The 20807-nt window shown below is 54.2% G+C and carries 12 protein-coding genes and 1 pseudogene; 3 read left to right on the top strand and 10 right to left on the bottom strand.

Annotated elements, in window-relative coordinates; all coding sequences use genetic code 11:
- Positions 1-91: 91 nt before the first annotated feature.
- Entirely contained in the window at positions 92-1657 is a 1566-nt protein-coding gene (locus ACYASU_RS22075; protein ID WP_463584061.1) for a sensor domain-containing diguanylate cyclase, read from the bottom strand.
- A 755-nt stretch (positions 1658-2412) separates the two neighbouring features.
- Here ACYASU_RS22075 and ACYASU_RS22070 point away from each other — a divergent pair.
- Positions 2413-3999 carry a putative bifunctional diguanylate cyclase/phosphodiesterase gene (locus ACYASU_RS22070; protein ID WP_463584060.1) on the top strand — a complete coding sequence of 529 codons (1587 nt, stop codon included), beginning with the start codon at positions 2413-2415 and terminating at the stop codon, positions 3997-3999.
- Between the two features lie 235 nt (positions 4000-4234).
- Here ACYASU_RS22070 and ACYASU_RS22065 read toward each other — a convergent pair.
- A pseudogene (locus tag ACYASU_RS22065) lies at positions 4235-5686 on the bottom strand (GAF domain-containing hybrid sensor histidine kinase/response regulator); the annotation flags it as partial.
- A 498-nt stretch (positions 5687-6184) separates the two neighbouring features.
- Here ACYASU_RS22065 and ACYASU_RS22060 point away from each other — a divergent pair.
- Positions 6185-7756 (top strand): M10 family metallopeptidase C-terminal domain-containing protein, encoded by a 1572-nt coding sequence (locus ACYASU_RS22060; protein ID WP_463584059.1) that lies wholly within the window; start codon positions 6185-6187, stop codon positions 7754-7756.
- 425 nt (positions 7757-8181) lie between these two features.
- Here the strand turns inward: ACYASU_RS22060 and ACYASU_RS22055 are convergent, their stop codons facing one another.
- The 8 genes from ACYASU_RS22055 to ACYASU_RS22020 form a co-directional block, all read right to left on the bottom strand.
- A complete protein-coding gene (locus ACYASU_RS22055) occupies positions 8182-11013 on the bottom strand; it encodes a TrlF family AAA-like ATPase (RefSeq protein WP_463584058.1) in 2832 nt (943 codons plus the stop codon).
- 605 nt (positions 11014-11618) lie between these two features.
- Complete coding sequence (locus ACYASU_RS22050) at positions 11619-12581, bottom strand: tyrosine-type recombinase/integrase (RefSeq protein WP_463584057.1); 963 nt, start codon at positions 12579-12581, stop codon at positions 11619-11621.
- 1000 nt (positions 12582-13581) lie between these two features.
- The gene (locus ACYASU_RS22045) at positions 13582-14202 is read right to left on the bottom strand and encodes a hypothetical protein (protein ID WP_463584056.1); all 621 of its coding nucleotides are present in this window, start codon (positions 14200-14202) and stop codon (positions 13582-13584) included.
- A 98-nt stretch (positions 14203-14300) separates the two neighbouring features.
- Positions 14301-14861 carry a YkgJ family cysteine cluster protein gene (locus tag ACYASU_RS22040; protein ID WP_463584055.1) on the bottom strand — a complete coding sequence of 187 codons (561 nt, stop codon included), beginning with the start codon at positions 14859-14861 and terminating at the stop codon, positions 14301-14303.
- A 62-nt stretch (positions 14862-14923) separates the two neighbouring features.
- Positions 14924-16834, bottom strand: a complete 1911-nt coding sequence (locus ACYASU_RS22035) for a UvrD-helicase domain-containing protein (RefSeq protein WP_463584054.1) — start codon at positions 16832-16834, stop codon at positions 14924-14926.
- Positions 16831-18753 (bottom strand): ATP-dependent nuclease, encoded by a 1923-nt coding sequence (locus ACYASU_RS22030; protein WP_463584053.1) that lies wholly within the window; start codon positions 18751-18753, stop codon positions 16831-16833. Before ACYASU_RS22030 ends, ACYASU_RS22035 begins: the two co-directional genes overlap by 4 nt.
- Before the next feature lie 551 nt (positions 18754-19304).
- Entirely contained in the window at positions 19305-20084 is a 780-nt protein-coding gene (locus ACYASU_RS22025; protein ID WP_463584052.1) for a hypothetical protein, read from the bottom strand.
- A gap of 3 nt (positions 20085-20087) precedes the next feature.
- Complete coding sequence (locus ACYASU_RS22020) at positions 20088-20240, bottom strand: hypothetical protein (protein ID WP_463584051.1); 153 nt, start codon at positions 20238-20240, stop codon at positions 20088-20090.
- Between the two features lie 178 nt (positions 20241-20418).
- Here ACYASU_RS22020 and ACYASU_RS22015 point away from each other — a divergent pair, with 178 nt between their 5' ends.
- On the top strand, positions 20419-20754 hold the full coding sequence (locus ACYASU_RS22015; RefSeq protein ID WP_463584050.1) for a hypothetical protein: 336 nt from the start codon (positions 20419-20421) through the stop codon (positions 20752-20754).
- Positions 20755-20807 lie beyond the last annotated feature (53 nt).

Below are 20807 nucleotides of genomic sequence, written 5' to 3'. Positions count from 1 at the left end.
GACCGACCGACTGAATGACCGATCCCCGTTCAGTTCAGCTTTCCGCGGTTGTGGTTATGGTTCTTCTCAAGTATGCCCTGATGCTCGGCTATCAAGACAGGTCGATAACGTTTGTCTGATGCAGCCGGTAAGCATCAGGCATTGACTGACCCTCTACAGCATTGCGACCTTTGCTTTTAGCGAGATAGAGAAGTCGATCTGCTTCAGCCAGGGCGGCTGTATAGGAATCCTTTGCAGGTGAATTAATCGCCACCACGCCGGAACTGATCGTTAGGATGCCCAGCGAGCTGCCGGCGTGATCAATGAGTGCACTGGCGATGGACAATCTGACATTTTCGGCGACGCTCAAAGCGCCGGCCAGATTCGTCTCAGGCAGCAGGACCACAAATTCCTCCCCACCATACCGTGCGGCAAGATCGCCCGGCCGATTGACGCAGGTCCCGATGATTTCTGCCACTTGCCTCAGGCAGTCGTCACCCTGCAGATGGCCATAGTGGTCGTTGTATTGTTTGAACCAATCAATGTCCAACAGAATAATCGCTATGGTTGAGTTATTTCGCCTGGCCCGGCCCCACTCCTGTTGGAAGGTAGCATCGAAACGCCGTCTGTTGGCCAGATGCGTCAAGCTATCAGTCTGAGCGATAATCTCCAGTTCATTTCTGGCGACGTTCAAATCACCCTCCGCGGTGATTAGCTGCTGGATCTGCCGGTATAGCAGAATGCCCAGCAAGCACAGAGTCAACGTGATCATGCCGATCAAAGCCATGGATCTGTATGCATAAACCCACCAGGGCGCGAAGACATGTTGGTACGACACACCTGCAGCTGCAACGATGGGTAGGCCGGACACCCGTCGATAGGCATATATCCTTTCCACGCCATCCACCACAGACTTGATTACGGCAGCGCCATTTTCGCTGTATGGCAGATAGCGGGTAAATATATCCCCCTTGGCCACATTGGTCGTCATCAGTGCAGTCAATGTTGGCCGGCGAGCCAGCAGATCACCATTGTTCAATGCGAGAAAGATAACGCCTTTGTCGTCTACATCCATTCGCTCGAAGAACGCTTGAAAATATGCGACCGGGACCGTCGCCAATGCGACGCCTGCAAACTCCCCATCAGGAGTATTGATACGCCGACTGATCGGGATAACCATATCTCCCGTACTGCGGCTTTTTACAATTGAGCCAACGTGAATGGATTCATCGGTATTGTCGCGGTGATAGGCAAAATAGGCGCGGTCGCCGTTGTTTTTTTCCTGCACACTGTGCGCAAAGGAATTGGCGACCCACTGACCTTGGGCATCGTAGATAAACAGCCCTTGAAGCCCTGCCACGTTTATCACGTCCTGAGCCATTACCTTCGTCAGTCGTGACGAATGTTCTCCCGTTACACCATCGTTTTCCACACGTTCGACAAGATCACGCAGCGTATTGTCAGCTTGGCGTATTGTGTCTTGAGCTTGCTGTTCAGCAGCTAGAACAATGTTTGAAACTGCAATCTTGGCGTTAGCGATGCGCTCAAGTCTGGATTGATTCATCTGCCACGCGGCAGCAAGCATCAACGATAAACATACTAGCGCAATGAAGCCAATCAGCGCCCTGGTGAGCGCCGAGGGTGAAAGCCTCGGTAAGGTAAAATATGGAGGCTTCATAGGTTGTCATCAAATTGGCGGTCGAATGGTGTATGCAGTTTTTGTACCCGAGCTGAGTGGACGGGCGCCGAGCGAGCATCTCCAGGCCATCGCGGTGGACCGAGGTAGTAGAACCAATTTCGCTTTGGCGTCGACTAAATCGAAGGACGGAGACAGGCCGCGACCGCCCCCAAACATGGCCCTCCGCCGGCTGCGAGCCGCCAAGGCTCAGCTGCTAAGGGCCTTGGCTAGGGTGAGAGGATCCAAACCTAAACCTGCCCGCCAAGCGCGCTGCTTCTGAGGGAGATACTCAAGGTTTCACTCGTCCCGTCGATAGCATTTCATGACAATGCGAGTGTCTGGGATGTCCATCTGCCGGTCACAAACGAGAATCCAGCAAGGAGAAAAGCCGATGAGGGCTCTTGAGCAAGTCAAGAGTGAATCGGGATCTTGGACCCATGGCGGTCACTTGGACCCAGCAATGCCAACCAACCATTGTGTGGAAGCTGGGACGGACGCTGTCTGATGCTTAATGAAGAGCGGGTCGGCTGGGTGGCCTTGCCCACAGGCGCAGTTTCTCAGGGCAAACTACTGGGCCGTACGCTATTTCGGCGATAGCTCCAACCTTCGTTGGCCTGCCAATAAAAATGAAGCTCCCTAGAAAAAGCAATCTTTTCTATTGAATGAATAGACAGGTTCTATAACCGACGCAATGGCTGTATGGGATGATGGCCATATGATATTACGTGCTGTTAGCTTGGCCTGTGAGGCTGCCCATGACCTATTTACGCTTACCCAGTCCATCCCGTCTGATACAGCTACTTTTTCTCACCCTGCTTACCGTCATGGCCCTTTCCATTCTCTGGGAGTTCGAGCTGGAGGCAGGGGTGATGCGGGGGCTTGGCCTTCACTATGACGGTATTTTTGAGGAAGGAGAAAGGTTACGTTTCGTACTGACATCTACGGGTTTTTCACTGATCGCCTTGATCGGGCCGGGAGTGATGCTCATGAAAATGATCAGTAATGCCCGACGCAATTACCTTCAACTCGAAGGGTTGCAGTTCCACACAGAGAAGCTGGCAAGGTACGACTCACTCAGCGGCCTGCTCAATCGGCGTGCCTTTATGGAGCTTGTAAACGAGCAACTCGCTCAGCTGGAACCTGTGATTGTGATGCTGATCGACCTTGACTATTTCAAGGCGGTTAACGATCAGCGCGGGCATGCAACGGGTGACGCAGTGCTCATTGAGGTAGCGAAACGACTGGAGGAGATTGCAATCAAGTACGGCTGCATCGCTTCGCGTCTAGGAGGCGATGAATTCTGCGTCGTATTTACCAGCCGTAGAGAGGAACGCGAGCTGGGCCTCATTGCCGCAGATGTGATTTCGCGAATAGGGGACCCTATGCTCGAGAAGCTTCGACCCTTCCGACAGGGAGCTACAGTTGGCATCTCTCGTTCGTGGGTCGACGCTACCGAAACCTCAGCGCTATTGCACTGCGCAGATGTAGCAATGTACAGGGGTAAGGTTACGGGTCGTTCAACCTACCATTTTTACGAAACAGAGCATGGGCTCCAATATCAGGCTCAAATCGATGAAGACGCTGCGCTTAAACAAGCAGTGGAACTGAATGAGATTGTTCCATTCTATCAGCCTATTGTTGCACTGCCTTCTCAGGAAGTCGTCGGATTTGAGATCTTGGCCAGATGGCTCAAGCCAGATGGGAGCACTGGGATGCCTGCTGATTTTATTCCAGCGCTCGAACGCCTAGGGTTGATCCCCATGATGACTCAATCTCTCGTCAAGCAAGCTTGTAGTGCTGCCAGGGACTGGGACGATAACCTTCATCTTTCGCTGAACGTCAGTGCAGCAATGATCACCGATGAGCTTTTTCCTGATCGGTTCCTAGAGCAGTTGCGTCATGAGCAGTTTCCATTTGACCGCTTTGAGGTCGAAATAACCGAAGAGGCCTTGGTCGGTAATATCGAAGCGGCCGAGCGCAACCTGAACAGACTTCACGCACATGGCATCACAGTGGCACTTGATGACTTCGGCACTGGCTACTCAGGTCTTTATCATTTGACACGTTTGTCCATTGATAAAATCAAGATAGACCGATCTTTTTTTGAGAACGGTAAGACTGATCATCGTCCAATGGTAGAAGCCATTTTAGGGATGGCACGTAGCCTGAATATGAAAGTGACCGCGGAAGGCATCGAGGATTTTCACTCACCCTTCCTTCCATCTTGGCTGGCCAGCAATGGGTGTAACTATGCTCAGGGGTATCACTACGGTCGGCCCCAGGCTCACGTTTCACGCTCCGTAGCTGGAGTTTCGGGTCCTGAAGTTCTATCGCGGCTGTAGCTGGGCGTGCAGCAAAATTGACGGGCTCTAGCTGGTCCAAAGGCTGCATGACCTGCTACCTCAGGTGCCTATAGTCATCGCCTCAGGTTTCCATGCTGCGGTAAACACGCTGGACTATGATCAGGTGCATTGGGTGAACAAGCCATTCACGTTGATTCAGCTGCAAGCGATTTGCCAAAGACTGACCGCACACTGATCAACTGGCTTTGCCCGGAGCCTCGGAAATTTCCTCCAGATAACGCGGCAGGTAGATACAGACTGTCGTGCCTTCACCCACGCTCGACCAGACGCGCACCTGACCACCCGATTGCTTGGCAAAGCCATAGACCATCGAAAGGCCAAGTCCGGTGCCCTGGCCGACGGGCTTGGTGGTGAAAAACGGCTCAAATATATGGGCCAGGGTTCCGGGCGGAATGCCCGACCCAGTGTCTTTGACATAAATGCACAAATACTGGCCTTCAGCGAGACCTTCACCTTGCGCTGTGTATTCGTCTATCTGCTGGTTGGTCGTATTGAGCGTGATGCGACCGCCGTCGGGCATTGCATCCCGGGCGTTTATACAGAGATTTAAAAGTGCATTTTCAAGCTGGCTGGCATCGACATAGGCCAGCCACAGGTTTGAATCGCCATGAGCATCGAGCTCGATGTTTTGCCCCATCAGAGGCCGAGCGAAATCGGCTATTTCGTGCATCAAGTTGTTGACGTCGGTGGGCAGCGGCTCCAAGGTTTGACGACGCGAAAACGCAAGCAGCCGATGCGTCAGTGCAGCAGCGCGATCGGTGGAGTTCTGTGCCATCGTTATGTACCTGTCGAGGTCTAACACTCGGCCCTGTGCCACACGCAATTTCAGCAAGTCCAGGGAGCCTGAGATACCCGTGAGCAAGTTACTGAAGTCGTGAGCGATACCTCCAGTCAACTGACCCACGGCTTCCATTTTTTGTGACTGGCGCAGCTTTTCTTCCAGCTCCATGAGCAGGTCTGTACGGCTCATTTCCCGCTGCTCCAGAGCTTCATTGAGCAGCCTCAGTTTTGCCTCGGTGTCACGGAGCGTATGGCAGGTGCGTTCGAGATCCTGCTCGCGCGCTCGGAGTGCTTCTTCAGCAATGGTACGATCGAGCAGGTCAGCTGCCTGTCGCGCCAGAATATCCAGCAGCTTCAGATCCCGCTCGGAGGGATGATGCGCATCGCGCCAGTGAGTCGATATCATCCCCAACAACTGACCAGAGCGTGAGAGCAGTGGGGTGGTCTGCGCCGATCGTATGCCCGTTCTGCGAAACGCCGACAAGTCTTCAGTACCGGCAATTTCTGCCCATTCCTCGAAATCCGGAATGATGGCCCGCTTACCCAGCTTGAGCGCCTGAGTACAACTGCTATGAGCCGTTGGGCTGACCCACTGCCAGAAGCCAATCGCTTCCGGGGACAATCCTCGCGAGCAAAGTAGCTGAAGTTTGCCACCGTGGCCCGACGCGTGGCCCTCGGGGCAAAGCAGTTGCATTGTTCCGAATTGAGAGCCGGTAATGGACACTGCGGCGTCTACGATCTTGCCGTATAGCGTCTCCAGGTGTTGTTCACCGATCAACTCGGTACTGATCGCGTGCAGTAACGCGATATCTGATGGTACATCTGTCGCGGTGACCGAAGAGGCGGGGTGAGCCTCCAGCTGACGGGGAGCAGATTGAGCGGGCATGACAACCTCTGCTGACGCTGGAGTAGACGCGAAGTCTAGCATTTGCAGTACTTTCCGCGATAGCAGCTGCCTTTTGCCTCGTACGTCAGCCCAGCGAGAAAGGTTGCTTACCCATTACCTTCCTGCAGGTGAAAGAGTGAACATTCACGACCACCCTTTGAAACGGTGGGGAGCCCATCAACACCAGGGCAATCACTGCACCAAACTCAGATCCGAGCTAGGCACCTGACCTGGTGCTTTAGCGTGAACTAAGCACTGTGCTGAGCTCAGGACCCATAGAGCGCGAAATTAACGTCCTTGCTCTCCATGACTCCGCCCAAGCACCCCGGGGCTTTTTGATTGGTCCAGTAAAGGTTGGTGCGCTTGATTACGGCCTCTGCGGGAGGCGCGCCCGTTTGCGTCATGTCTTCGTCCATACCGGCCCATGGCCTGCAACGAAATGGCTTTAATAGCGTTACACCACACGCGCTGTGGACCAACGGAACCTAAGGAGCAGGTATGACCAAAATTTCAGGCATCAAGAAAGTCACCAGCTATACGGATTTACAGGTCACGAGTGCCAGTAGCCAGGTCAGCAAGAACGCGATCGAACTCATCGTGCAGGGTACGCCTGGCAACGACTACATACGTGGTGGGCTGGCCAATGAACTGCTGATGGGTGGAGGCGGCAACGACCACCTAGTCAGCGGGGGTGGCAACGATGTGATGGTCTCCAGTGCCGGATACGACGGCATGGACGGCGGCGCCGGTAATGATGTATTCCGCTTCGACCGCCTCGGCGACAGCTATATCAAGGACGGAGGCGAGTATACCGACACCATCAACTATTTCGATCCCGCCCACGATATCCTCGACGTGTCGGCTCTGGGCTATAGCCATTTAGGCAATGGTTATGGCGATACCTTGCACATCCGTAGCGAGCCTCTGCGCGGCATTTACATTTTGGAAAGCTACGAGCGAGACGGTAATGGCAAACATTTTGCCGTGCAGTTTCTGGCCAATAGCGGCCTTATTACCGATGCCAACTTCCAGCCGCTGATCAACGGCACTTCGCACAACGATCTGCTCGAAGGCACACACGCCAGCGAATCCCTGAAGGCCGGCACTGGCCGCGATACCGTCGAAGCAGGTGCGGGCAATGACCGGCTATTCGGCGGCACCGGCGGCGATACCCTGAGCGGCGGAGCAGGTGCAGACAACTTCGTGTATACCCGGCTCAGCGACAGCTACCGTAATGATGCCAGCGGTAGCTACAGCAGCCGCGACCTAATCACCGACTTCAGTGGCAGCGGCCATGACATGATCGACGTGTCCGCATTGAGCTTCACCGGGCTGGGCAACGGCTACAATGGTACGCTGAAGGTGGTCCTCAACTTGGCCGGCGATACCACCGCGCTTAAATCGCTGGAGCCCGATGCCAACGGCAACCGCTTCGAAATTCTGCTCAGCGGGAACCACGTCAGTGAGCTCAATGCCAGCACCGTGCTGTTCGCCCCGCCCAGTGACGCGACCGCCGTGACCACCCCGCAGCCGATCACACCAGTGAATCTGGCCGGCGACGACAAGGCGAACATCCTGTATGGCTACTGGGGCAACGACACGCTGGCCGGCGGCGCCGGAAACGACACGCTGGCCGGCGGCGCCGGAAACGACACGCTGGAGGGTAACGCCGGCGACGATGTGCTGACCGGTGGGTTAGGCGCGGACAAGCTCACTGGCGGTACAGGCAACGACCGGTTCGTGTTCACGAGCAGCGCCGACAGCTATGCCGGCAGCAGCGACCTGATCACTGACTTCATCTGGGGCCAGGACAAGCTCGACGTCGCTGCGCTCGGCGTGACCGGTTTGGGAGACGGCCGTGACGGTACCTTGCGCATGACCTACGATGAAAACACTGATCGTACCTACCTGCGCAGCGGCGAAGCGGGGGCCGATGGGCACACTTTCCAGGTCACGCTAGCCGGATTCGACTACACGCAGTTGATCACCAATGCCGATTTGGTGGTTGCCGATAAGGCAGAGGTGGTCCTCATCGGCCACACCACTATTGACATTGACCACGTGGGCTAACGCTGCCTGAGCAACAGGGCTATCAGCACGCAACTTTGGCTTACGCAACCGCTACGGTGTGCGTGCTGGACGGCAGCTGTGGAGCCCAAAGCAGCCGCTCCAACTGAGAGCCTTTGCCACCTGCTACCGCTACCTGCGTGGAACGGGGTTTACGTTAAATACTGATTCCACCCGGCTGGTATCTTTGCTGGATAATCCCTGCCCGGTGACCGTCCAGAAACCAATGCCGGTGCCCACCGGCATCAGCATGTTTTCTGGTGAGAAAGCACGTATTTCGAAGCGTTGGGCTGACGCACGTTCGCTAAGCTAGTCCACTTCAACGAACCGCCAAAAGGTGGTCACCTGCAGCTTGGGAACAACCTGCTGCATTTGTTGCCGAGTTACGTGCCACATTTCACAACATGCGCTGACGGGGTCTTGCCTTTTCAGACCTCACCCCCCAAGCGTTGATAGCGTCGCTCAAAGGCTTCGGCACCCCCTTCCATTACCTGGCAAACCTCCTGCCTCATATCCTGCTCCTGTAGCGAACCGGTTTGCTTCACATGGCACTGGTTGTTGAAGTCCAGCACATGGATAAGCTCAGCATCACCATTGACTACGATGTTAGGGTTGTGAGTCACGATTATCAGCTGCCGGCGCTGTTTGTTAGATCGGATCTGCTGAACAACCAGCCCGTAGATCAGGTGGTTGTCCAAGTCATCCTCCGGCTGGTCGAGCACCAAGGGCTCGCCCCCATGGGCCAGCAAAAATGCCAGCATGGCGGCTGCGCGCTGACCTGCAGACGCCTGACTGATGGATTGGAAATCACGGCCATTACCTTTGCGACTGTATTCCACCTTTAGACCGTCCTCAGGGAACCAGCACAGCAGGTGGTCCATGTATTCGGGTCGTCTTTCGGCTTCAGCTTTCAGAAACTTGTTGAACCAGCCGCCAAACTCAGGTTTGCCACGACATGCTTGGGCTAGCCGCGCCTTCAAAACTTTCATCGATTCTTCGAAGCTGGGCGTGTCCCCGAGTAGCTTGACTGCAACCACTAGGTCCGCAATGAGTCCTTTCGGAGAAGAGCCCTGCTGTTCCTGATACAGATCATCCGCATATTTTCCGTCCGGCACGCCCAATGCTTCACGCAACGATCGTTCAATCGCGTGTGTATCCTGGCTATAGGGAATGAGCTCGATCCTCACGTACGGATTGTCGTGAAGAGTGGCCTGCAGGAATTCGCTGCGTCGGTCGCTGATTGTCCGGCGTACCACCTGTACTTGATCTAGTTGTGACATCGCGGTGCTGCGCAATTCAGCATGTTGAGATTTCAATGCGTTTAAGTTTCTCAGCTCAGTATCCAGCCGCTGAGCCTCTTGAACCAAGCGGCCGTACTCGCTAGGGTCATTGACACCCTGCTGCAGAAGCCCCTCTTTCAAATGGTTGTAGGCTTCTGTAGCAGTAGTGGTTCGAGTAAACCAGGCCGATGAATCAAGTTCTTCCTTAAGCGTTTGCCCAAGTGTTGCTAGTTTGGCAGCGGATGCTTTGACCTCCTGTCTTGCCTTTTCGATACCGGCATTCAACGCATGAAAGACAGCCAGCGCCGTAGCGTCATCATTGGCATCAAATAGCCCTAACTGCAGGTCCTCCGGCTGTAAAGTCGCAGCAACGTTTTCCAAATTAACGGCGAGCTTGGCCGCCGTACTAAGTTGACGTTCGAGCTCACGATTTTGCTGGCTCGTGCGCTGGTAGTTTTTCAATACGACCGTATGGTCCGCACCTTCGAAGCGCTCGAGTTTTCTCTTAATGTCCTGCAGTGCGAGCGTCAAGGAATCGAGCCCTGACAATCTTCCCTCCATCTCCCGCATCCGGGCTCGGGACGCCAGAAAAGCGCTTACTGCTTCCTCATGTGCAGACCTCTGTAAACGAGTGTCGGCGGCATCATCGATTACCTTGAGTAAAGCCTGCTGACTGTCACCGGCCAAGGCGGCAATTTGGCCCTGACTAAAAAGCCTTACCGGAAAACGCTGATTATTGATGACCTGACTGTCCGAGAGCATAAAGTCAGTAGACAAGATGTCCCATTCTTCCACAGCGTTTTCAGTGTCATCCTTTCGCCAGTTAAGCCGATAGGGCCAACCATCTCGAAGAACTTTTACACGAACTGCTGTGTCGTCGAGTAAGCCGCCATTGTCATTCTTAGTCTTCGCGACAGCGTTAAACTTGCTAAAGGTTTGTCCGGCTTCGGATAATTGCGACAGTTCCTTCTCCCTCCGATATGCCAAACGGAGGGCGTGCACGATTGTGGATTTTCCTGTTCCTCGACCACCTATCACGGCATTGAAGTATGGGTTGAGGGGCAGAGAGACCCCTGCTTTGCCTCGGCCCATGTAACGTGCATTTCGGATTTCAATGGACTCAATGAAGTGTTCGGGCGTTTTGAATGGTGCAAACCCATTGCACTGATCGCATCGGCGAACGGAAACGTCCTGACCATCCAACAGCGCCAATCGGAGTCCTTCCATGGTGGGTTTGGCCATTTTAACCCAGGTGAATCGCGAGCCCGGGACCGCTGAGCCCTTGAAACTGTGGCAATCGCTTCCAACTACGCTTGCAAAGCGTAGTTTCAGTTCCTGGAGCATTTTGGGAGGCGTGCTGTTTCCTGAAGTCCACTCAATCGCTAAGATGCCTGGCTCTTGAAGAACTTGCTTGACGGTGTTCGTATCCCGTAAACATTTGCGGGTACCCGTTTCAACCTGCAGCAGGCCCTTTTCGCCTTCCGCATGGGCAGGAATAGCTAGACCTCCTTCGGCGATGACATGCTCAATCACCTTGGCAGCGCCCTCACGTGTCACACCATCACTGTCGCCACGCGTACCTGCATAATGCACCTTAGCCAGCAAATCACTGATGGTTTGGCTGGAAGCGGGTGGGTCAAAAATGGCCAGCAGATGGAAGCCGCCCTGAACAGATATCTCCACTCCAGGAAATAAATGTAATTCGCGGAAGCCCTCGGGCGGGCTACCGGCATCCGCCAGATTCTTCATGGCTGTGTAAGAGATTTTGAGCCTGTCTACCCACTCACCGGTGTTGTGATCGGTGACGGCTACACAGTCAATTTCGGCGGCCATGTATTTAAGCAGCCATTTTTCTGGGGTCAGCTCATTAGGGGTGCCAATCGCAGCTTGCCAGGCAGTCGTATCCTTGGATGCTGGGGTGTGCGTATGAAAATCGAATTTCCACCAGCGGGCGCCGGCGTACGGCCAAAGCTGACTCATGTTCTCTCCTTGTTGGCCATCCTCAACGGCTTATTACCGACAGTGCTCGCGTCCAGTTACAGATGGCACTTTGCCGCAATCGTATCGCTCAATCGTCCGATACGGCTACATGATTCACCTTGTGGTCGAGTACGATCTGACAATTAAGCAGCTATGGGGCATTGCGTGGTTGCTGGGCAAGAACTGGATGTGCAGGGCAGGGAATTCCCTTCACCGCCCAATCCACCGATAGGCCAACGAGAGGAGGCAGAAGTTCTTTAGATCGATGCGCCTGAGCTACCCGCAAACAAGGGTATGCTTTAGAGCGTTTCAATTCGGTTCTCCCAGAGGTAAGTTCAGCTCTGCGAGATGCGCGCCGAGGAATCGAATTGTGGAGAATGAACGAAGTATCGAGGAGTGGAATGCTCAGTGGATGATTGTCGCCGGGCGAGCAGTGTGCTCAGAGTGCCTAGAAAGCCAAGCACTAGAAAACTGCGAAACCCCCTTTCTACACGCCGATACCTGCGGCGGCAATAATGTGGAAGGTCATCATCCTTGGGTAGCGTTACACCACATTCTCGACAAGGCGCGTGGGTGAGCTGTTGCTCAGCCCTCAACGCTTTCTATCAATACTTCACCTTGTAGGTCGGTGAATCCTCCGGCCGGTTCTCCCGGCGATCATAGATCTTGGTCGTGCTGATGTTGGCATGACCCAGCCAAGCCTGGACCTTGGCGATGTCGGCTTCGTGCTCCAGGGCGTTGGTGGCTACGGTTGCTCGAAGTCCATGGACGCCCAAGCCGTCGACCTCAATCCCGGCTTTTTTTGCCCAGGCCGTCACCACGGCATAGATGCCGTTGGCCGTGATGCCGGCACCGGTTAGCTTGCCTCGCAGCGGTATGAACAGCGGCACCTTCCTGTCGGCCAGATGATGCCCCGAGCTTTCCAGGTACTGATGAATGCGACCGGCTGCAACCGGGTGCAGCGGCAGATATCGCACCTTTCCGCCTTTGCCGTGGATCTTTAAATGCTGAATACCGCGGCGCTCCTGAATGTCGCTCACCTGCAGCAGCGCCGCTTCTTCACGGCGCAGTCCGTGATAGAGAAGAACAGCCAATAGCGCCCGGTCGCGCAGCCCTTTGACAGTCGTTTCGTCCGGCGCATCGAGCAGTGCCTTCGCCTGGTGATCGCCGAGTGCCGGCGTCTTGCCTTCGTTGCTTTCTATCCTGGGTCGTTTCACTCCATGCACGGGGTTGCCGCCGGCGACCGCGTTGCTTTCCAGAAGGTGATCAAAGAGGCTGGCCAGTGCCGCCAACTTGCGGCGGATCGTGGCGCCCGCCAAACCGCGATGTTCGAGCTGGGCGCGCCAGGCCAGAACGTGTGATCGGGTCACCACACGAAACTCATCGGCCGAAGCCAATCCGACAAACCCGCAGAAGTCTTCCAGGTCATTTTGGTAGGCGCGTCGTGTTCGAGGGTTATCCAGGTTGGCAAACCACTCGACCGCGGCCGGAACTTGAGCCAGCGTCTGGAATTCGACCGACGTGAGCCGACGCTGATCATTCTGGTGAGCCTTCGTCAGTCCTTGCATGTCATCCTCATGATTGACTCGGTTGCGATCATTGGCTATGGCTCTAGTCACTAAAGCAACGTCAAATGCGCCAGCCGCCTTCAAAACCGATAAACGGTAATAATTGGTGATAACCTATTTTATCGCCAGTTCTGACGGCTACCATATTCGATTAAATGCAAGGGACGGGTATCAGAAAAGTGTGCTCGTGGCCAGTATCAGCCCTACATAAGCGCCTAATTTTTAATGGGCTAGGTATCCAGAGATTGACCCAGTGACCGCCCAACGTTGAAGGTTTACAACCTGCAGTGATCACGGAGGGTCATTACCAGATGTAGGCTTCGGCATAAACGCGTTAGGTTTAATGCTAAATCGCTTGGCCAAGGTCAAGACCATTTCTTGGCTGATCGTCTTTTTTTCTTGGAGGATTAAACGACGGTCATATCCACAATTTCAGGCAAGTCAGAGGCGCTGAGCTGCAGCGTGGCCATCATGTCTTTAAGCAATTGCACCGAGGTGGTTTTAAGGCCGATGGCCATTGTGAATGCTTTAAGTTGTCGACATTCTTTCTCCTAAGAAAAAATGGAGTCTCTAGTTCAATTAACGTCTGCACCCCGTGGTCAGTCAGTGCATGGCCATCGGTCAGCTCGTCTAACCGAGCTGCAGCTCGTGCGTAATCCTGAGGGTCTTTGATGCGACTCGCGGCTGCATTGCGCAAATTTCCAGAAGAATTTCAAGATTACCACGCGCTCAGAGCGCGCTCTGAGCGTTATCAAGAACGGCCAACATGACGGTGAGCCCGCTTGCGTCACGGGAGTACTGATCACGGAAAAGCCCAGTCGCCCTGGCGCGGTCACGCGAGGCTTTGCGAGGTAGATGCACGCTTGCGCCCCAAGTTTTAGCTGCCGGACGGATCCACACTGAATGCGGTCACTCAAAGCTCGCTTTCGGTTCTGTTGTATCCGCCTGGAGTGCGTCAATGGTTACCGGTATTGACCTCTGCCGCTGGTTGGGTTTGCCCTTACGTTAGCGGCAGTGAAGGGTTGGCGTTTTGCTGAGCAACGAGTTGTGTTCGAGAAATCCGCCAAGTCCACATTATAGTGGCGAACATGCCGATGATGGCTAGGATCACGGCTATCGTGATTCCCGTGATGCTCAGCAGGAAATCGAGTACACCATCTATTTCTGAGGTTTGACCCATCGTACGCTGCAAAGCCATAAAACGAATCTTGGATGCCACATCGACCTTCATGGCGCCAAACGCCGCTTTCTCCACGTTTTTATCACCGTCGTTTGGCATCTCCTTGAACGTGAGTTTGTAAAGATCCAATGCCGTGGTGCAGTAGTAACTGCGATTCTTATCATGATTTTTTGACGCGTCGATGCAGAGCTCAAGGTAATCAATGGTTCGCTTGTCTTGGCTTTCGGTAACCAAAGAACTGTAATTAGCACTATGTGCGTCTGAGGTTTTGCGATACTCGCCTAGCAGATAGGTGAGATAACCGAGATAACTGCCAACAATCAGGATACCCACGGCGGCCATGAGAAGGACCCTGGTCAATGCCCGTTTTGATGCCTTACCCGTAATCCCTCGGGCTAACTTTACCAGCACGCCTGCATCTTCGAATGCATCCTTAATCATATGGCTCCTTCATCGATTAAAGCTTATTTTGAGTAGATGTCACTATGCTATTATTGAGTCATTGCAGCGAGGGAAGATGGATCTTCGGCGCTTGAGTCTCACCTCGGCAACGTGCTCCCGAAGACTTGGCGTATGTCGCCGAGCGTTCTCATACCTCGCACCAAATCGAAGGCCAACTGGGCTTCGCTGGATTGCGCCCTAGCGAAATCGCCAGCAAATGATTTCTCTGGAGCACACCACTCCGCCGTGGGTGCCAAGCTGTGATGCCGACGGCAGGAGTACGGCCTACATGAATAAATCGAGCACGCCCCGTTCACCAAGAAGGGGCATGGCTGCCCATTGAAGTCACCGGGCTCACGGACCACTTTCAAACGTTTCTTCTTTGCGACTTGCTCAATGAACTGAACCTCAACCTCGGAAATCGACACTGCGTAATGGCAACAACTGGAGCAGCCTTTCTTACATGGTGAAGGCGCGATGTACTGGCCGAGATCGTCTAGGAACTCATAGATGGCGGCTAGCTTCTTCAATGGCGATAGCTTCGAGACTTCCAGCCTCGCAGTTAGGCCCGCCTCCTTCTTCAAAATCGCTGGTGGGAGATTGGCGATGATGCGGGCGCAGTTTTCGCGTGCAAATTTTTGATCGTCTTGAAGGCTCATTTATACTGTCCCAGCCTTAGCTATCGGATATGTGGCTGTCTGCGCGGCCTGTGCGATGCCTGCTACAGCAAATGGGTGATTTCCCAACCTTGATCGACCAATGCCGTTTTACACTGGTCTGAAACCCGTTCTGCATTGACTGCCAAGCACAGAAAGCTGGTAGGTCGCGACATACCGACATAGAGGTTCCGAAATTGAGAAAGCTGAGTCTCAGGCATTTTCCCGGAGCGAGTGGCAATGCCAGCAATTATGGGTAGCGCCAGCTGTAGGTCGAAGCGACGACTTGGATGGCCTAGAGACTCCATGACGAGCGTAGCCAGATGCGTTTCGCCTTTCATCGAGGCGAGGGTACCGATATGAATATCTAAATTGCGGCCATTTTTTTCGACAGAGCATATGGACCGGTGCGCTCCGTGGATAGCCTTGGCCTCTGGTGGCTCAAAAACCGGGAGCGCAGCGAATATCTGTGGCGTCATGTGATTTGGGAGCAACCGGCGGAGCCTCAAGTATAAAAAATTCACGATACGGATACGCTTAGCTTCATCCACATCGCTCACGTTTTTCATGCACAGATCACGAATTAGTAGCCGGAAGGCTGAAACATCCTCATCAGCGTCACGCAGTTTTCGAATTAACTGATGATCGCTTTTCAAGCCTTCGACAATCCCTGCCTTGGCCGCGCGCAGTACCAGAAATAGCGCTCTGCGGATCTCCTCAAATCGTGATGCAAACGATGCATTTACGGCAGGCTTGGCCCCCCCGAGAAGCGCCCAGAATCGCACAAGCTTGAGTCCGGATGATTGGTCGCCACCTGAAGCCGGCCAATAATCCAGGAGGGTACGGCCTGCTATCTGTTTTAGAGCATCGCCCTGTTTGCGGGCGCAAAGGGCTTTGACTTTTCCACTGGTCAGATCGGTATCGCTGAACCGGTCTAGTACATGGTCTCCAAACGTCGTGATCACATCCTTCACCCTCCCGGTACTGTAGACGATCAGCATGGACGCGTGACTGTCTTCGCCCTCTCCGGTGACAGCGGTACCTGCGAGCTGTGTTCTAGACACGGACTTAGCAATGTGAGGACCAAAGCGCTTGCTGGAGGAGATCGGAAGCACGTCGCCCCGGGGGAAGGTGAGGTTTCCCGCGCCTTCCGAGCTTCCAAGGATTCGTTGGTTGATGTCGCCGAAGCGCTGAACGGTGACGGTCTCATCGAACATCAGCTGCAACAAGCGCTCTTGCTCCCAGGATGTGTCCTGCATTTCGTCGATGAAAACGATAGGGAATCTTCGGGATAGCTGGGTGCGAACCTTAGGGAAAAGAGTCAGTAAACGTTCTGCGTACGCGAACATGTCCGCGTGCCGGAAAATCCCTTCAGCGGCGAGTTTTCCTTTGATATCGATAATTGTCGGAAGGGTTTTCGCACCTGGCTTCGGAAGTGAGCCAAACTCGCTGGCGAGGTCCAGAGAGGCGCCTTTGTAGACCAGCCCCTCTAGCATGGGCGCGACGCTCGCATTCTTTTGCATATACAGCTTCAAACCAAAGTAAGCTTGGGCTAACCCCAATGCTCGACGAGCAAAGACATCGTTGTCGATCACATCGACAGTCATCCCGTTGCTTCGCAGGTAGGGCAGAGCCAAAAACTGATTCACCATGGCGTGAATCGTCCCGATGAAGTGGGGATGCGTGAGCAGGCGACTTCCGTCATGGCTTGCACCTAACCGGCGCTGAATTTCATCACGGGCGACATTCGTATGACTGAGCACACAGACGCCTATGCGGCTTGAAGTCCATCTACGGCTCAGCATCAGGAGCTTCGCGGCTAGCACTGTGGTTTTTCCACTACCTGGCGCGGCGTTAATGTCGCAAGACTGATTTTCCAGTAGCACGGCACGTCGCTCTTGATCATCAAAGCGCAGATCGGGCATCAGGTCGAGCAGCGCCGCAAGGTCGGTGGCGTCGATCACCGGTACGGTCATGGCTCCCCCCTGCCAGTCAGATGACGTAGGGCTCGCTGTAGGTAAGGCGGCAGCTTGTCGAACAGGTAATCCCCTTTCCCATAATCGCCTGTGGAAATCAGGTGCGCAGCGTATTGGGCGGTGATGGCTTTTGAAGCTTCTTTTTCCACGAGCGGCTGGTAAATAAGCGCCGCCAATTTCTTTGGAGAATGTCCGGCATCCGAGAGTTTTTTCCAGAGCTCTCCTGCCTCGACGATCGCATTCCTTTCGTCTTCCTCCGTGAGCCGTTCACTCCTCGAATCTGCCTTCTTAGCCAGGTGAATAGCGTCATGCATTAGCCGGGCGCATCCGTGAAGGGCGAGATCGAATTCGAGTGTCCAGTTGTTGGAAACGCAGACCAGTGTGCTGCCACCCTCGGCGCGGTCGACCTTCGTTTTGACGAGTGCCTCGACCTCCTCAGGCGTGTAGTCCTTTTCGAATCGTTTACGGTTGTTCTTGGGAGGAGATACGTAGGTGGCCTCATTGGGAACGATGTCACGATCTGTGATGCAGACGACAGGGATGGGAACCGCCGACCCATCAATGGGCTGAAGGATCCGGGCGTAGTGATAAAGCCCAACTCCACCGACGTTGACACAAGAGATGCCATGTTCGTTGAACGAATATCCCGAAGCCGCAGCAAGCGCAGGCAAAAGCAGCGCTTCTGCTGGCCCCTCCACGATCGCAACACCGCGAGCGAAGAACAGATTGGCTTTGGTGGCATCGATAAAGCGCCTCAAAAACTCGTAATCGCTTTTCAGCAGTTTGGTTTTCCCGTGAGCCAGGCTGAATAGTTGGGCACGGTTCACCAAGGTCAGGCTTGCAATGTCCGCACCCGCCGCCAGAGATGGGCTGTGGGTAGTCACGACAATCTGCACAGGGCGGCTATCTGGCTCCGCCGCGTTGGAGGTACGTTCGAGGAGCTGCTGTACGCGCTCCTGCAGTTGCGGATGGAGATGGGCCTCGGGCTCCTCGATCAGCAGCAGTCCGAGCTCATCACCGTCCCGCAACAGAACCAGTTCGGTCGCCATGAACAGAGCGTTGTTATAGCCGAGTCCGCGAATGCACCGCTCACCCGGGTCAATGGTCGAGGATGGCAGCAGCGCCAATTCGAAGCGCTCCAGAATGGGTTGGAGCCCTAGTTCCGGAGCGATCTGGATACGTGAGGACAGGACATCGCCGGCAAATGCGAATTTATTCAGGTAGTTGTCGTTGATGTCGTCTTGGACATCGCTGATGACCTGATGCTCGCCCAAGTGGTGCTGAGCAAACGCCATCAGCCCGACCAGGTTGCTGGGGACGGTAGCTGGAGCCGCTAGATCGAAGTCGTTTTGCTCCTGCCCATCAATGCGTTTATGAGCACCCAAAATTTGGGACAGCCGGGACTGGCGACCAGGCCGTAACTCGGCTTCGGCATCTCGGAGGGGGCGCAAGTATGTGGCTCGGATGAGCTCGCGAACCGCCGTACCGATCTCTGGCCCCGTGCCGTTCGGGCCCGAGCAGGTGATTGCCTCGACCCGTCCACGCTTGTTGGCCTTCGGTGGTATCCACCGCGCTTGCACGTGGACGACCAAGCTGTGAGACCCGTCTGTTTCGTGGGTCATCCATTCGAGAACTGAGGCCTCTTGAGCTGGGTCCAGGTCCACAAGAGTGGCTTCGATGAACAGGGAGCGGGCTCGTGTTGTGCCCGTGATGTGAAAGTCAGTTTCGAAGAGTCGAATAAACTCGTAGCTGGTTGTCCACAGCACATAGCGAATTGCGTCGATTACAGAGGTTTTGCCGGAATCGTTTTCCCCTACAAGGATGTTCAATCCGGGCGCAAGCTCCCAATTAAGTGAAGGGGCAACCTTACCGTCGGCAAACGCCCTAAAATTTGACGCCCTGATCCGCTTTAAATACATCTTGCTTCTCCGTCCTGTTGGAAAGCCTATCCCGGATGGCGTACGGCAGTCCGTGCGCTCGTTGGGTGCGATTGGCTTTTATCACGAGCGAAAGCGGGTCGGAAGGATAATTTGGTGGCGTAGAGCCATCGCTAGGTTGGAATGCAGACCCAACTCGAATTTGGACACCCAATTCACGCCAACTTGGACACTTATCCATAGGTGCTTGAATCCTGAGAAGGCGGGCTAGCTGCCGTGGCTTCGTCGGGAGGTATTTTCACAGAGCTGCCCAGACTGGTTAACTCAATCACCGACTAACGCAAACGCTAAGAATTACTTCTGCCGATGGGTTTACCCTATCAAGGCCGGGTGGCTGTCACAGCGCAGCACTGGGGGGGACAAGACTGCTGATCACTGGCTAGTCGTCCTAAAGTTCGTAAGCGGAATTGAGTGCCCTAGGGCAGCAGCCACAGCGTAGAATGGTTCGGGACCTTAGTCATCCAAGAGTGTGCACTTGTCGGAGTTCATGTAGAGGTCCTCCGTCCGCTAATGATAATGGGCGATCAACGAATTCAGGGTTTCATGGCAACAAATTCATTAGCGGCGGCGACCTTCTTCCTGCTCGGCTTCCCGAGCTTGCCAGTAGACTTCTCAGGGTTGAAGGCTGGCCATTTATCGCCTAACCCACGCACAAGGTAACGATTAGTCCGATCCTGTTCGGTGTTGCCGGGCTCGTAATAATCCGCCTGCTTGTAGGAAATTAGCTCAAAGTGATACAGGCGATTCAATGAGCCTGGGATCTGGTGCATGGGCACGCCCGCCAACCGAGAAATGGTTGAATAATTGATTGTTGCAATGTTGAAATTGCTTTTATTTCTGAACGCGCAAATAACCAGAAATATTTTCAACGAATACAAGCTCAGGGCACTGAACTCAAACTGATGCAGTACGAGCAGCTGGGTCTTGCTCCCATCGTACAGCTTGGCCTTGGGTAGCTTTCCATGGAAGGGCTCCTCCCAGCCGGCCATCTGCAATAAAGTTCCCTCGCATACAGGTTTGTCATATTTCTCTAGCAGCCCAAGCTCCACGAGACGCCTGAGTGAGCGAGCAACGATTGGCCTCGACAACCCGGATAAAGCAATTAACTTTGGATATGTCGTTTTCAACTGACCCGTGTAGTAGTCCGCAAGCATGCATAGACTGATGAAAAGCCTCAGGGCGCCAATGCTTTTGTTCTGCTCTAACTGGCAACGCTTTCCATCACCAACTCGGCTATCGAACATGGCGACGCCGCCGCTTTGAATCCACTTGATAGGGAGACGAGCAAAATCAGGCTTTTCAGTTCTGCTCATAGGTCAACTCCGCTTCCATACGACCGCGACGACAGCGACCGAAAGGGTAATCACGGCACACAGTGCCAAATTGAGGGGATCCGCCGTGAGCGCGGTCAAGATGATGCTGTTCATTGAATCCATGGTGATGAGCTCCGAAACCAATTCAGGAGCCATTTGACATCGTCCTCCAAATAGCATCTAGATGATCCATTATCTGAGAAACGCCGGCAAGCCCCCGAAATACATGGGCTGGACGTTTTTTTGATTAGTTAATTTCAGACGCTCTTACCAGCACAAATCCGCAATCAAAAATACTGAATTGAATCAATATTATGAAGATGATAGGTGATAGATGACGGGGTTCGTAGAGCAGAATTTGAGTGAGAAGCTGAGAGAACCCAAAGCGGTTCCCTACGCCCGACACATTGCTGGGGGACATTTCATTTTGGAGATCTCGACACCTGAGGGTGTTAAGACTTTGCAGCGACAACGAGGCGGCAATCGTGTCTTTAAGACTTTTGAAGCCTTGCTCAGCCTGCTCGCCAAAGAAGGTGTGGTGGAGTTCGCAGTGATTTTGGATAAGGCAAAGGTCATTCCCGGAGGGCCACCAATCCCTTGGGGTGGGCGTGCGCCCCAAGAAGAGGTATCACGCGCTTCTTGGCGGCATGATTTCGACATACCGTTCTGAATGCAGCTGTAACCCAGCAAAAACTCGATCGTAGCCTGCTGGGTTATCCGCTT

This window comes from Pseudomonas sp. HP_12, from assembly GCF_055283955.1.
This window is presented reverse-complemented; position numbering and strand designations above follow the sequence as displayed.

Excerpts from the sequence above, each read along its gene's own strand:
- ACYASU_RS22045 (WP_463584056.1), bottom strand. The coding sequence starts at position 14,202 with ATGATTAAGGATGCATTCGAAGATGCAGGCGTGCTGGTAAAGTTAGCC.
- ACYASU_RS22050 (WP_463584057.1), bottom strand. The coding sequence starts at position 12,581 with ATGCAAGGACTGACGAAGGCTCACCAGAATGATCAGCGTCGGCTCACG.
- ACYASU_RS22070 (WP_463584060.1), top strand. The coding sequence starts at position 2,413 with ATGACCTATTTACGCTTACCCAGTCCATCCCGTCTGATACAGCTACTT.
- ACYASU_RS22055 (WP_463584058.1), bottom strand. The coding sequence starts at position 11,013 with ATGAGTCAGCTTTGGCCGTACGCCGGCGCCCGCTGGTGGAAATTCGAT.
- ACYASU_RS22025 (WP_463584052.1), bottom strand. The coding sequence starts at position 20,084 with ATGAGCAGAACTGAAAAGCCTGATTTTGCTCGTCTCCCTATCAAGTGG.
- ACYASU_RS22015 (WP_463584050.1), top strand. The coding sequence starts at position 20,419 with ATGACGGGGTTCGTAGAGCAGAATTTGAGTGAGAAGCTGAGAGAACCC.
- ACYASU_RS22060 (WP_463584059.1), top strand. The coding sequence starts at position 6,185 with ATGACCAAAATTTCAGGCATCAAGAAAGTCACCAGCTATACGGATTTA.
- ACYASU_RS22030 (WP_463584053.1), bottom strand. The coding sequence starts at position 18,753 with ATGTATTTAAAGCGGATCAGGGCGTCAAATTTTAGGGCGTTTGCCGAC.
- ACYASU_RS22035 (WP_463584054.1), bottom strand. The coding sequence starts at position 16,834 with ATGACCGTACCGGTGATCGACGCCACCGACCTTGCGGCGCTGCTCGAC.
- ACYASU_RS22020 (WP_463584051.1), bottom strand. The coding sequence starts at position 20,240 with ATGGCTCCTGAATTGGTTTCGGAGCTCATCACCATGGATTCAATGAAC.
- ACYASU_RS22075 (WP_463584061.1), bottom strand. The coding sequence starts at position 1,657 with ATGAAGCCTCCATATTTTACCTTACCGAGGCTTTCACCCTCGGCGCTC.
- ACYASU_RS22040 (WP_463584055.1), bottom strand. The coding sequence starts at position 14,861 with ATGAGCCTTCAAGACGATCAAAAATTTGCACGCGAAAACTGCGCCCGC.